The organism is Pannonibacter sp. SL95 (genome assembly GCF_026672425.1).
GTDB lineage: Bacteria > Pseudomonadota > Alphaproteobacteria > Rhizobiales > Stappiaceae > Pannonibacter.
The window spans coordinates 880,836-892,334 of sequence record NZ_JAPPRC010000003.1; the positions used below are offsets into that span (position 1 = coordinate 880,836).

Below are 11,499 nucleotides of genomic sequence, written 5' to 3' on the forward strand. Positions count from 1 at the left end.
CAGCCCTCAATCTAAACCGCAAGATATGTCAAAACCACCCATGATAGGCCCAGTGCGTCAAAGTGAGTGAGCGACATGACCTTCCAGACCCAACCGGACCTGACCCGGGCCAATGCCTACGAACGGCGCTTTGCCCGTGTCATCGAGCATGTGCATGCCCATCTCGACGAGCCGCTCGATCTCGATCAGCTCGCCGATATCGCTGCCATGTCACGCTGGCATTGGCACCGGGTGTGGCAGGCCTGTTTCGGTGAAACCGTTGTGGCCATGGTCCGGCGGCTTCGGATGCAGCGGGCCGCCACGGCGCTCGCCAGAGGCGAGACGGATCTGGAACGGCTGGCACGGGAGGCCGGCTATGGCAGCCTCGCCGCCTTCACCCGCGCCTTCCGTCAGTCCTATGGCCTGCCGCCGGCAACCTACCGGGACGAGGGTCCGCATCGCCGCTTTGACAAGGACTGGACCCCGCCGGCCATGATGCGGCCGGCAGACCCTGGAGCTTTACCCATGCATGACATCGTCATTCGCCAGGAACCGCCGCGCGTGCTCGCCGGTATCCCGCACAAGGGCCCCTACATCGAAATCGGCCGCGCCTTTGAACATCTGATCGGCAGCCTTGCCAGTCGCGGCCTCATGGACAAGGCCGGCATGATGATCGGCTTCTACTATAGCGATCCGTCTGTCGTTCCCGAGCAGGACCTGCGCTCGGTTGCAGCGGTCGAGCTGCGGCAGGACATTGCCTTGTCTGCCCCGCTGGAGCGCGTTGAATCTCCGGCGCAGCGCTATGCTGTTCTGCGGCACAAGGGGCCTTATGCGGACATGCATGCCGCCTATGACTGGCTCTACGGCACCTGGTTGCCCGCATCTGGCCATGAACCGGCCGATGCGCCGACCATGGAGATCTACCTCAACAATCCCCGCGACACGGCACCCTCCGATCTCTTGACCGAGATTTGCCTGCCGCTGAAATAGGGTCAGACCACCTCGACAACGAGCGGCGCAAAGCCCTCGATCCGGGCTTCGATCCGGTCGCCGCGCGCGACCGGGCCAACGCCCGCCGGGGTGCCGGTGAGGATCACATCGCCGGCAGCGAGCGTGAAATACTCGGACAGATAGGCGATCATTTCCGGCACCTTCCAGATCATCTGGTTCAGGTCGCCGCTCTGGCGTGTGGTGCCGTTGACGCTCAGCTTCACGTCACCCGCGCTGGGGTGGCCGATGCGGCTCGCCGGCACAATCGGGCCGATCGGCGCCGAGTGCTCGAAGGCCTTTGCCGTGTCCCAGGGGCGGCCAAGATCCTTGGCTTCCGCCTGCAGGTCACGCCGGGTCATGTCAAGCGCGACTGCATAGCCATAGACATGGCTCAGCGCATCCGCCACGGCGATGTTGCTGCCCCCTGACTTCAGCGCCACGGCCAGTTCCACCTCGTGATGCACATCCGCCGTCTTGCCCGGATAGGGAAAGCTGCTCGATGGATTGAGGTTGTCCGGGTTCTTCTGGAAGAAGAACGGCGGTTCCTTGCTGGGGTCGTGCCCCATCTCCACCGCATGGGCGGCATAGTTGCGGCCGATGCAATACACCCGCCGCACCGGAAACAGCCCGGCCTCACCATCGACGGGGAGGGCAGGAACCTTCGGAATGTCGATCACAAAGCTGGTCATGCTGTGCTCCGTGTGGGGAGTGAGTGACATTTAGACGGGCCGCACAAGATGTGGGGCTACTGCCTTGCGTTTGGCCGCTGCGCCCCTCTCCCCCCTTGAGGGGGAGATGCCCCCGGCAGGGGGCAGAGGGGGGTGACAGACTGTCCGTTCATACGTGAGGTGGTGTTATGCCGAAGCGCCGCCACCCCTCTCTGTCTGCTGACGCAGACATCTCCCCCTCAAGGGGGGAGAGAAGTTGGTGCCAGACCGCCGCCCGGCTTCTCTGTCCCGGATCTCAGGTGTTGAACTTGAACAGCAGCACGTCGCCGTCCTTGACGACGTATTCCTTGCCTTCGTCCCGCGCCTTGCCGGCTTCCTTGGCGCCCACTTCGCCGTTGAGGCTGATGTAGTCGTCATAGGCGATGGTCTGGGCACGGATGAAGCCGCGTTCGAAGTCTGAATGGATGACACCGGCCGCCTGCGGCGCCTTGGTGCCGCGCGTGATGGTCCAGGCGCGGGTCTCCTTCGGGCCTGCGGTGAAATAGGTGATGAGCCCCAAGAGATCGTAGCCAGCGCGGATCAGCCGGTCGAGACCCGGTTCCTCGATCCCGAGCGTCTCAAGGAACTCCGCCTGCTCGTCATTGCCGAGCTGCGAGATTTCCGCCTCGATGGCGGCCGAGATCACGACCGAGCCTGCGCCCTGCGCCTTGGCCATTTCGGCGACCTTGGCCGACAGCTCGTTGCCCGTTCCCGCCGAGGCTTCCTCGACGTTGCACACGTAAAGCACCGGCTTGGAGGTCAGGAGGTTCAGACCCTGCAGGATCTTCTCTTCCTCGGCATCGGCCAGCTTCAGCGTGCGAACCGGCTTGCCTTCCTGCAGCAGCGCGAGCGCTGCTTCCATGATCGGGGCAATCGCCTTGGCGTCCTTGTCGCCGACCTGGGCCTTCTTCTTCATCGGCGCAAGACGGCGCTCCAGGCTCGATCCATGTCGGAGACCATCAGTTCCGTCTCGACGGTCTCGGCGTCGGAGATCGGATCGATCTTGCCCTCGACGTGGGTGATGTCGTCATCGACGAAGCAGCGCAGCACGTGAACGATGGCGTCCACTTCGCGGATGTTGGCCAGGAACTGGTTGCCAAGGCCTTCGCCCTTCGATGCACCGCGGACGAGGCCGGCGATGTCGACGAAGGTGATGCGCGTCGGGATCAGTTCCTTGCTGCCGGCGATCTTGGCGATCGCGGCCATGCGCGGATCCGGCACGGCGACTTCACCGGTGTTCGGTTCGATGGTGCAGAACGGATAGTTGGCAGCCTGCGCGGCAGCCGTTCTGGTGAGCGCGTTGAAGAGCGTGGACTTGCCGACATTGGGCAGCCCGACGATGCCGCACTGGAAACCCATGGGAGATCGCTTTCGGTTGGATCGAAGAGTTGCCGCTTCTTGCCCGAGGGGGCACGGAACGTCAAGCTTTGCGGGGGCTTCGGGTTGCCTGCGGCTCGCAAGAAATGTGGCCTGTCAGCTGTCACCCTTGCCCAGCAGCTTCTTCAGCATTTCGGCCATCGGGCCGCTGGTGGGCATCTGCGGCCCCTTGGGCTGGCGGGCCTGGCGGATGTGGCTCTGGCCTTTCGGGGCGGTGCGTTGTGGCATGTCGGCCTGCGGCGGCAGGGAGGTTGACGGCTCGCCTGGCCCGGCGGCGGTCTTGTCCGCCTTCTCCGCCTTGGCTGTCTTTTCCGGCCGGCGTGCCTTTTCCGGCTCCAGCAGCAGGGTCAGCTTGTTGGCGAACTGGCTGTCCTCGCCGCGCGCCAGCATGCCGGCGTTGTCGGCAATTCCGGTGAGCAGCGGCTCGATCCACTCGGCATCCACCTTGGCGAAATCGCCGAGCACGTAATTGGAGACGAGCTTCTTGTCGCCCGGGTGGCCGATGCCGAGGCGCAGGCGGCGATAGGCATCGCCAATATGCGCCGTGATGGAGCGCAGGCCGTTGTGGCCACCGTGGCCGCCGCCGGTCTTCATGCGGAACTTTGCCGCCGGCAGGTCCAGTTCGTCATAGAGCACGATGATGTCCTTCGGCTCCAGCTTGTAGAAGCGCATCGCTTCGCCAACCGCCCGGCCGCTCTCGTTCATGTAGGTCATCGGCTTCAGCAGCATGATCTTGGTGCCCTCAAGGCTGCCTTCGCTCACTTCGCCCTGGAAGCGGCTGCGCCAGGGGGCAAAGCCGGAATGGCGGCGGTGGATCTCGTCCACGGCCATGAAACCGATGTTGTGGCGGTTGCGGGCATATTGCCCGCCGGGATTGCCGAGGCCGACGATGATCTGCATGGCGGGTCCGTTCAGCTTGCCGGCGGTCCGGCGCGTCTCAAGATCCTGCCCGCTTACAGGACGTCCGGCTGCGTGTCGAGCCGGGGCCGCTTTCTGGTGCGATCGCGCGCCCGGAAACGGCGATGGGGCGGCCTCTTGTGGCCGCCCCAACCGGAATGCGCCTTGGCGGCGCTGCTCAGTTCAGATCGCGCCGTCCTTCAGGTCGGAGCGGATCCTGGCCCTTTCGCCGGCGACGTGACGGATCACATCCAGGCTGCCGGTGTCGTGTTTTTCAGCCAGAAACTCGGTCATCCGGCTGTCGAGTTCTGCCAGGCGTTCCGTCCGACGGCTGCGTGGCTTGCGGGTGCCCATCCCGCGCATGGCGAACCAGAAGGGCATGACGGTCGCGTGGCTCATGCGGTCACCACGCCGTTGCGTGCTGCGGGCTTGCGGAAGAATTCCCGCTCGAGCCGGGTAATTTCCTCTTTCAGGCGCAGACGCAGTTTCTTCAATGCCGTCAGACGCAGCGTATCGGTATGCGGCCGGCGGCTTTCCCGCTCGATCTTTGCATCGAGAATGGCGTGACGGATGCGCAGGGTCACCAGTTTGCGGTGCATGGCTGTCCTCCTTTCGTTGGCCTTGCTCCAAAGAGATGGGAGGTGCTGTCCGATTGTTGAAATACATAGACTGTATCGCCACGATAGATATTATCTATGTCATGCCCTATCGCCCGACCCATCGCCAGCTCGAGTACCTTGTCGCCGTCGCCGATCACGGCCATTTCGGCGCCGCCGCGCGCGCCTGTCACGTGTCCCAGCCCACCTTGTCGGCGCAGTTGAAACTGATGGAAGACCGGCTCGGCGTCGTGCTGATCGACCGGGGCGCCGCCACTGTCCAGCCGACGCCGGCCGGACAGGCCCTGCTGCCGCTGGCGCGGTCCGTGCTTGAAACGCTGGACGAGCTGGTCCGGGTGGCGGGCGCGGCGGACAGCGGCCTTGGCGGGCTCATCCGTCTGGGTGTCGCGCCGACGGTCGGTCCCTATCTTCTGCCCGCCGTGCTGGAGGCCTTGCAGGCGGAGGTGCCCGGCCTTGAGCTCTACATCCGCGAGGAGCGTCCGGTTCAGCTGGAGCCGGCGGTGCGCGATGGTGCGCTCGACTGTGCCTTCACGCCCCTGCCGCTGCGCGACGAGCGGTTGATGCATGAGGAAATCTGCCGCGAAAAGATCTACCTCGGCATCCCCGCGCGCCACCCTCTGGCAGGTCTTGCCGAGATTCCGGTGGCCGCGCTCGGCGGCGAACGCATGTTGACCCTTGGCCGCGGCCACCGGCTTTACGACGAGGTTCAGGCGCTCTGCGCCGTATCTGGGGCCGCCATGGGCGAGGATTATGAGGGCACCAGCCTCGATGCGATCCGCCAGATGGTATCGATCGGCATGGGTCTGTCGCTGTTCCCCGCAGCCTATGTGGCATCCGAATTCGGCAAGGAACGGCGTGTCGTGCTGCGTGAACTCTCCGACTGGCCGATGCAGCGCCGCGTCGTTCTCGCCTGGCGCGCCGGCTCCCCGCGCCAGCTGCACTTCCAGCGTCTCGCCATCCTCGCCCGCAACGCCCTCTCGTCTGCTGTGCTGGAGGGCGTGGAGCCGATGACAGGGTGAGCTGCAACCGGTGAAACTGTCAAACAGAGTGGTGGCGGGAATCGGCGTGCTTCAGACTGTCAGCAGACCCACTGTCGTTCGCAATTCGCGCGGTGTCATCAACTCTGTTGTTGTGCGTTTTGCCTGATCCTTGCGTTCAGGATGACGATGATCTTTCGCATGAGGGCGGCGATTGCGAGGATTGGCTTCTTCCCGTTGTTGATAAGCCTTTGATAGACCTCCTTTAATGGCCCGTTTGCGCGGCTTGCGGACAAGGCGGCCATGAAGAGGGCCGGCTTGACGGTGGAGCGTCCGCCGTGCATCCGGCGATATCCCTTGAGGGTTCCGCTGTCCTTGGGATGAGGGGCGACCCCGGCGAGGCTTGCGGCCTGGCGCCGGTCCATCGTTCCCAGTTCCGGCATGGTTGCGGCGAGGGTGATGGCGGTGCGCTTGCCCACGCCCGGCAGGGAGCAGCAGACCTCGATCCGGCGGGCGAGCTGCGGCGAGGCGTCGACGAGCGCCTCGATGGCGGCGTCGATGGCCTCGATCTCGTGCAGGATCGCCCGCAGGATGACCTGGCAGGAGCGGCGGATGATCGCGATGCCAGGTCCCTCTCCGGGGATCTTTGAGCGGTTCTGCTCGGCCACCTTGAGGGCGAGAAGCTCCTGACGGCGGGCATTGAGGCTGGCGAGTGTGCTCTGGGTCTCATCGGCCGGCGTGAACAGGGCGAGTGTCTTCCAGCGCTCCTCGCCATAGCGGGCCAGAGCCTGGGCATCGATGGCGTCTGTCTTGGCAAGACGGCCAAAGGACCGGCTGAATGCCTTGACCTTGACGGTATCGGCCCGGTGGCAGGCCAGGCCTGCAGCGGTCAGTTCGCCCACCAGCAGGCGCTCGTGGCCGCCGGTCGGCTCCAGCACGCACAGGCAGTCGGCCGACAGGCCTGTCAGCGCCTTGCGGATGCTGGCGGAGCGGTTGGGGAAGGTCGTGACACGGCCGGTGGCGGTGTCGAAGGCGGTGATGCTGTCCTTGGCGACATCGAAGCCGCAGACATGGGCGGGAGGCTGCTGCAGGGCGGGCATGGCCGTGCTATCCTTGACGTGCTTCGGATTGTTTGCGGGCGTGGGTGTCAGCCAGAGGCCCAATCAACTCTCCAAGCGGGAAAAGGGAAGCGTCAGGGAGCCATGATGACAGCGGGTGAAAGCCCGACCCCGGGACGGTCGCCTGACGCTGAAGCTGCGGGTTAAGGGTCGCAGCTTCCCCTTTACCCTAGCACCTCGGACAACAAACAACCCCGGGCGTAGCGAAGCGCAGACCCGGGGCCTACTCGTTTCCAGAGCAAACGATAGCGACGGCATAGCCGTGAGGCGCAGGGTTCATCGTTGATGGCGCCCGCCGCTGCGCCGCGAATTCCTTTCCGCTCTGCAAGCGAGTGGATCCTGGATCGGCGCTTCGCTACGCCCGGGAAGACAGCAGGCTCATACCCAAAAACAACAAAAAAGGGGCGCGAAAATCGCGCCCCTTTCGAAGGAATGCCTGCGGGCTGGATCAGCCGGCGGCTTCTTCGGTCACGCCGCCAGCCGGAGCGGCGATCGTTGCGATGGTGAAGTCGCGGTCGGTGATGGTCGGATGGCAGCCAGCCGGGACCTTGACGGCCGAAATGTGCAGCGAGTCGCCGATCTTGGCCTTGCCCAGATCGACTTCGATGAATTCCGGGATAGCCGTCGCCGGGACGATCATTTCGACCGTGTGACGGACAACGTTCAGCACGCCGCCCTGCTTCAGGCCCGGGGAGGTTTCCTGGTTCAGGAAGTGAACCGGAATTTCGACGGTCAGCTTTGCGTCGGCGGACACGCGCAGGAAGTCAACGTGCACAACCTGGTCGGAGACCGGGTGCAGCTGGTAGTCCTTGGCGATGACCTGGTGCTTTTCACCGTCAACGTCGATGGTGGCGATGTGGGTCAGGAACCCGCCCTTGTGCAGGGCCAGAGTGGTTTCCTTGACCGGAATGGTGATCGGCAGGGCTGCCTTCTTGTCACCATAGATGACGGCGGGAATGAGACCTTCGCGACGCAGTGCACGAGCGGCCCCCTTGCCCACCCGGTTCCGTACCGATGCCTTCAGCTCAAAGCCGGTAGCCATGGGTAGTACTCCTTCGGATGCAAAAACGGGCCGGCGGTACCGCGTGCCCTTCGGCCCGCATACCGGTATCGACCCCTTGCGCCGCCTCCAGGGGTGCGTGCGCGAGCCGGCTTATAGAGGAATGACCGGCTTTTCGCAACTGGCTTGGCGGTTTTCCAGCCTTAGCCGGCTGCTCCTGACAGCGGCAGGGCGTGCTCGTGGCAGATCTGATCTTCCTCTTCGTTGGCAAGGGAAACGCCGAGCAAGAGGCAACGCAGTCCGTCTGGGGTTGCGTCATGGTGCCGGCAGGTTGCGCAAAGGCCGAAGCTCCGTTCGCCGCGCAGTGACAGCATCTGACGGATGATCAGCTCAAGGCCGTTGGCCAGTCCGGCCCGTTCCGGTTCAGGCATCGCGTCCAGGGCCGTTTCCATCGTGCCGGGCACCCCGCTGCGCGGGGACAGCACTGACAGGCCCTCTGCCGTGATCTGGTAGGCGATGCTCCGCCGGTCGTGCGGGGAGCGGGTTTCCTGAATGTAGCCCTTCCGTGCCAAGGCTTTCAGGGTCTGGGATGCGGTGCCGCGCGTCGTGGCAAGGTAGTCCGCCACCTGCGATGGGGCCCGTGAGAAGCGATTGGCCTGCCGCAGATAGCTCAGCGCCATGTGCTGGGCCGGGTTGAGGTCGCCGCTCCAGTCCTCCGCATTCGCGAGGCGGGTCAGGCGGTCAATGAGGTCCAGGGTCCGTCGGGTCGTGTGTGTTGTCATAAGCGCATGATAGCGAGTCAAAATCAGATGGACAACAATAGCGAGTCGCTACTATATGGGGGTGTCTGCAACCTGCTTCGGAGTAACCCCATGCTCAGATCCATCCCCATCGCTCTTTCATCGTGCCTGCTTGCCACCACGGCCTTTGCTGATGGCACCCATGCGCTGCACCAGTCAGGTGCGGTTCTGTCCGGTGCCAACGCCGCAGTTCGGGCGGATTACGACATCCTCGCCGCCCATGTTCACCGGGACGGCGCGACCCTGACGTTCCATATGACGACGTCCGGCAAGGCCGGGGCGTCCCGGCCGGCATCGACCGGCGCCATGGCTGGCTCTCGCGTGGAGACCTATGCCTGGCCGACATCGCTGGATCCCTCGACAGTCGGGTTCGAGCAGAAGGCTGGAATCCTCGCGTTGGTTGCCACGGTCCATCCGGACTTTGACGACACGCCGCTGTTCGACGAGAACAATGACGGTCAGCTCGGAAATGACGGGAATGTCTGGCACAGCCATTGGGTCGTGCTGGTTCCCAACGAGGCTTGTGGCAAGGGGGCGCTGGCGGTGAAGGACATTCCGGCGGGCACGCGGCCGCCGTTGCCGCGGACCTGGCCCGGCGTCCCTGTGTTGCTGGACAGTCCAGGCTATTCGCCAGTCTTTGATGGGCCGGAAATCAAGGTGTCCGTGCCCCTCGATACAGCCGAAGCTCCCGAGGCGATGGCCTATGATGGCGTCACAGCCGCGCTCAAGGTGAACGCAAATGTCCATGCGCCGTTGTTGTGCATCACGGATGTATTCGACGTTGCGTCCGGCAACCTGTCCCTGCCTGGCCGCCTGAAGTAACCGCGCGCTGCTCTGGCATGATCGTGACAGTCCCGGTTATGGCCGGGGCTGTCTTGTCGTGTCTGCGGGCATTGATCCGTTCAACCCTTCAGCCGCCGGTCAGTGTTTTCCGTGTAAGCCGGATCGACCTTGCGGGCGAAGGCGGTGCGCCAGCCTTCGGCAAGAAGCGTCAGCTCTGCCAGTTCGGCTGCGATGGCCGGGTCCAGTCTCGGATCGAACCGGGCCGTGATCAGCCGCTGCAGCGTCCAGTCCGGATGCTGGCGCTGCTCGAGCCGGATCGCTCCACCCGCCGCGACTTCGCCTTCCTCCAGCACCCGGTAATACCAGCCAGTGAAGCCGGTGCGCTGGAACTGGGGCGCCATCGCGGCGATGCCGGTGTGCAGGTTCAGCTTCCAGCAGGGTTGGCGTCCTTGGCAGATCTCGACGGTCGCGCCGCCCATCTTGAGGATATCGCCGAGGCACAGGTTTTCTTCCGTCAGCCCGAGGCTGGAGATGTTCTCGCCGAAGCACCCTGGCTTGAAGAAGCCAGCGCTTTCGGGAAACTGGCTGGCCCAATGCGCCATATGGTCTGCTGCATAGTGATGCAGCGCCTTTTCCGGCCCGCCATGCACGGCCGTATCGGCCTGCTCATCGCCGATGATGCCGGTCTTTGACAGCCACAGCGGTCCGCTTGCGGCCTGTTTGGCAATCGCGCTCGGCGCCTTGCCGTCCCAACGCTCGCGCGCCTTGCCGGTGAACACACCAAGGATGGTCGCTTCAAGCCTCTCGGTCATCTCTGGTCTCCTTTGAACGCTGAAGCTATGGCGACGGCCGGCCAGCGGCAACACGCATTTCGTCTCCGATAAGACAAGCCGAAGACAAGATAGGCCGACCTGTGGCGCTTTATGTATGCCGCGTTCCCCACCGCGCCGTCCCGGCCTTGTGCCGGGACCCGTGAGGGACGCAATGGGCCGGAGAGATATGAGCGCAGAGGCGGTAGCGAGAAGTTCTGGCTCAGGGCTTTGCCCCACATGACAGGTCCCGGCACAAGGCCGGGACAGCGCGGTGAGGTGAATAGGCCGAAGATTGCTGGGGCAGGGACGGCGCGGAGGGGAGGATTGTTGAAGAGATTACGGGAGCAGGTGCAACATGCGCGCTGCGAATGAGTTGGCCCCGGATCTCCGCTTCGCTGCGTCCGGGGTGACGCAAGTTCTAAAGTTACCAAACACAAAAGGCGCCCGTTGGGCGCCTTTTGCAGAAAGGTCAGACAGTGCTGCTCAGTCGAACAGGCTCGACACCGATTCTTCCAGCGCGGTCCGGTTGATTGCCTCGCCCATCAGCGGGGCGATGGAGATGGCGCGGATATTGGCCGAGGCGAGCACGGCAGCGGTCGGCTCGATGGAATTGGTGATCACCAGTTCCTTCAGCTTCGAGGCTGACACGCGGGCCACCGCACCACCGGAGAGGACGCCGTGGGTGATGTAGGCGGTCACCGACTTCGCGCCCTTGTTCAGCAGGGCTTCGGCGGCGTTGCACAGGGTGCCGCCGCTGTCGACGATGTCATCGACCAGGATGCAGTCCTTGCCGTCGACGGTGCCGATGATGTTCATGACTTCCGATTCGCCCGGACGGTCACGGCGCTTGTCGACGATGGCGAGCGGGGCATCGATGCGCTTGGCCAGCGCACGGGCACGCACCACGCCGCCAACGTCCGGCGAGACGACCATGACATTGTCGGTCGCGTAGCGCTCCTTGATGTCGCGGGTCATCACCGGCGCAGCGAACAGGTTGTCGGTCGGAATGTCGAAGAAGCCCTGGATCTGACCGGCGTGCAGGTCCAGCGTCAGGACGCGGTCGGCACCAGCTTCGGTGATCAGGTTGGCGACCAGCTTGGCCGAGATCGGCGTGCGGCCGGAGGCGCGGCGGTCCTGGCGGGCATAGCCGAAATAGGGGACCACGGCGGTGATGCGGCGCGCGGACGAGCGGCGCAGCGCATCGATGATGATCAGGAGTTCCATCAGGTGGTCATTGGCCGGATAGCTCGTGGACTGAACCACGAAGACATCCTCGCCACGAACGTTTTCCTGAAGTTCGACAAAGACCTCCTGATCGGCGAAGCGCCGGACCTGGCAATGCGCCAGCGGGACATCGAGGTACTTGGAGATCTCTTCGGCGAGCGCGCGATTGGAATTGCCCGCGACGATTTTCATGGGCCGCCAGTCCTCTAGATGCGACG

12 protein-coding genes and 1 pseudogene are annotated in these 11,499 nt (G+C 64.3%); 3 read left to right on the forward strand and 10 right to left on the reverse strand.

Going from position 1 to position 11,499, the window contains the following annotated elements; all coding sequences use genetic code 11:
• Positions 1-75: 75 nt before the first annotated feature.
• Positions 76-969, forward strand: a complete 894-nt coding sequence (locus OVA12_RS04665) for an AraC family transcriptional regulator (protein WP_268134976.1) — start codon at positions 76-78, stop codon at positions 967-969.
• A 2-nt stretch (positions 970-971) separates the two neighbouring features.
• Here the strand turns inward: OVA12_RS04665 and OVA12_RS04670 are convergent, their stop codons facing one another.
• The 5 genes and pseudogenes from OVA12_RS04670 to OVA12_RS04690 form a co-directional block, all read right to left on the reverse strand.
• Positions 972-1,658 (reverse strand): fumarylacetoacetate hydrolase family protein, encoded by a 687-nt coding sequence (locus OVA12_RS04670; protein WP_268134978.1) that lies wholly within the window; start codon positions 1,656-1,658, stop codon positions 972-974.
• Between the two features lie 274 nt (positions 1,659-1,932).
• A pseudogene (gene ychF, locus OVA12_RS04675) lies at positions 1,933-3,035 on the reverse strand (redox-regulated ATPase YchF).
• A gap of 114 nt (positions 3,036-3,149) precedes the next feature.
• Entirely contained in the window at positions 3,150-3,953 is an 804-nt protein-coding gene (gene pth, locus OVA12_RS04680) for an aminoacyl-tRNA hydrolase (RefSeq protein ID WP_268134980.1), read from the reverse strand.
• 180 nt (positions 3,954-4,133) lie between these two features.
• Entirely contained in the window at positions 4,134-4,349 is a 216-nt protein-coding gene (locus tag OVA12_RS04685) for a hypothetical protein (RefSeq protein ID WP_157950443.1), read from the reverse strand.
• Positions 4,346-4,549, reverse strand: coding sequence for a YdcH family protein (locus OVA12_RS04690; protein WP_106754273.1), 204 nt, complete (start codon positions 4,547-4,549; stop codon positions 4,346-4,348). The genes OVA12_RS04685 and OVA12_RS04690 overlap by 4 nt, the downstream gene beginning before the upstream one ends.
• A 101-nt stretch (positions 4,550-4,650) precedes the next feature.
• On the opposite strand from OVA12_RS04690, the gene OVA12_RS04695 reads away from it, so the two are divergent.
• Positions 4,651-5,586, forward strand: coding sequence for a LysR substrate-binding domain-containing protein (locus OVA12_RS04695; protein ID WP_268134983.1), 936 nt, complete (start codon positions 4,651-4,653; stop codon positions 5,584-5,586).
• A 98-nt stretch (positions 5,587-5,684) separates the two neighbouring features.
• Here OVA12_RS04695 and OVA12_RS04700 read toward each other — a convergent pair whose 3' ends face one another.
• From OVA12_RS04700 to OVA12_RS04710, 3 genes are all read right to left on the reverse strand, one after another.
• Positions 5,685-6,644 (reverse strand): IS110 family transposase, encoded by a 960-nt coding sequence (locus OVA12_RS04700; protein ID WP_268134326.1) that lies wholly within the window; start codon positions 6,642-6,644, stop codon positions 5,685-5,687.
• A gap of 466 nt (positions 6,645-7,110) precedes the next feature.
• Complete coding sequence (locus tag OVA12_RS04705; protein ID WP_268134985.1) at positions 7,111-7,704, reverse strand: 50S ribosomal protein L25/general stress protein Ctc; 594 nt, start codon at positions 7,702-7,704, stop codon at positions 7,111-7,113.
• Positions 7,705-7,865: 161 nt separating this feature from the next.
• Positions 7,866-8,444 carry a MarR family winged helix-turn-helix transcriptional regulator gene (locus OVA12_RS04710; RefSeq protein ID WP_268134988.1) on the reverse strand — a complete coding sequence of 193 codons (579 nt, stop codon included), beginning with the start codon at positions 8,442-8,444 and terminating at the stop codon, positions 7,866-7,868.
• Between the two features lie 90 nt (positions 8,445-8,534).
• Here OVA12_RS04710 and OVA12_RS04715 point away from each other — a divergent pair, with 90 nt between their 5' ends.
• Positions 8,535-9,284 (forward strand): hypothetical protein, encoded by a 750-nt coding sequence (locus tag OVA12_RS04715; RefSeq protein WP_268134990.1) that lies wholly within the window; start codon positions 8,535-8,537, stop codon positions 9,282-9,284.
• An 80-nt stretch (positions 9,285-9,364) separates the two neighbouring features.
• Here OVA12_RS04715 and OVA12_RS04720 read toward each other — a convergent pair whose 3' ends face one another.
• A complete protein-coding gene (locus OVA12_RS04720) occupies positions 9,365-10,057 on the reverse strand; it encodes an MOSC domain-containing protein (RefSeq protein WP_268134992.1) in 693 nt (230 codons plus the stop codon).
• A 483-nt stretch (positions 10,058-10,540) separates the two neighbouring features.
• Positions 10,541-11,473, reverse strand: a complete 933-nt coding sequence (locus OVA12_RS04725) for a ribose-phosphate pyrophosphokinase (RefSeq protein ID WP_268134994.1) — start codon at positions 11,471-11,473, stop codon at positions 10,541-10,543.
• Positions 11,474-11,499 lie beyond the last annotated feature (26 nt).

What these genes read in the sequence shown, in the direction of transcription:
- OVA12_RS04665 (WP_268134976.1), top strand. Translation starts at nt 76, where the DNA reads ATGACCTTCCAGACCCAACCGGACCTGACCCGGGCCAATGCCTACGAA.
- OVA12_RS04670 (WP_268134978.1), bottom strand. Translation starts at nt 1,658, where the DNA reads ATGACCAGCTTTGTGATCGACATTCCGAAGGTTCCTGCCCTCCCCGTC.
- pth (WP_268134980.1), bottom strand. Translation starts at nt 3,953, where the DNA reads ATGCAGATCATCGTCGGCCTCGGCAATCCCGGCGGGCAATATGCCCGC.
- OVA12_RS04685 (WP_157950443.1), bottom strand. Translation starts at nt 4,349, where the DNA reads ATGAGCCACGCGACCGTCATGCCCTTCTGGTTCGCCATGCGCGGGATG.
- OVA12_RS04690 (WP_106754273.1), bottom strand. Translation starts at nt 4,549, where the DNA reads ATGCACCGCAAACTGGTGACCCTGCGCATCCGTCACGCCATTCTCGAT.
- OVA12_RS04695 (WP_268134983.1), top strand. Translation starts at nt 4,651, where the DNA reads ATGCCCTATCGCCCGACCCATCGCCAGCTCGAGTACCTTGTCGCCGTC.
- OVA12_RS04700 (WP_268134326.1), bottom strand. Translation starts at nt 6,644, where the DNA reads ATGCCCGCCCTGCAGCAGCCTCCCGCCCATGTCTGCGGCTTCGATGTC.
- OVA12_RS04705 (WP_268134985.1), bottom strand. Translation starts at nt 7,704, where the DNA reads ATGGCTACCGGCTTTGAGCTGAAGGCATCGGTACGGAACCGGGTGGGC.
- OVA12_RS04710 (WP_268134988.1), bottom strand. Translation starts at nt 8,444, where the DNA reads ATGACAACACACACGACCCGACGGACCCTGGACCTCATTGACCGCCTG.
- OVA12_RS04715 (WP_268134990.1), top strand. Translation starts at nt 8,535, where the DNA reads ATGCTCAGATCCATCCCCATCGCTCTTTCATCGTGCCTGCTTGCCACC.
- OVA12_RS04720 (WP_268134992.1), bottom strand. Translation starts at nt 10,057, where the DNA reads ATGACCGAGAGGCTTGAAGCGACCATCCTTGGTGTGTTCACCGGCAAG.
- OVA12_RS04725 (WP_268134994.1), bottom strand. Translation starts at nt 11,473, where the DNA reads ATGAAAATCGTCGCGGGCAATTCCAATCGCGCGCTCGCCGAAGAGATC.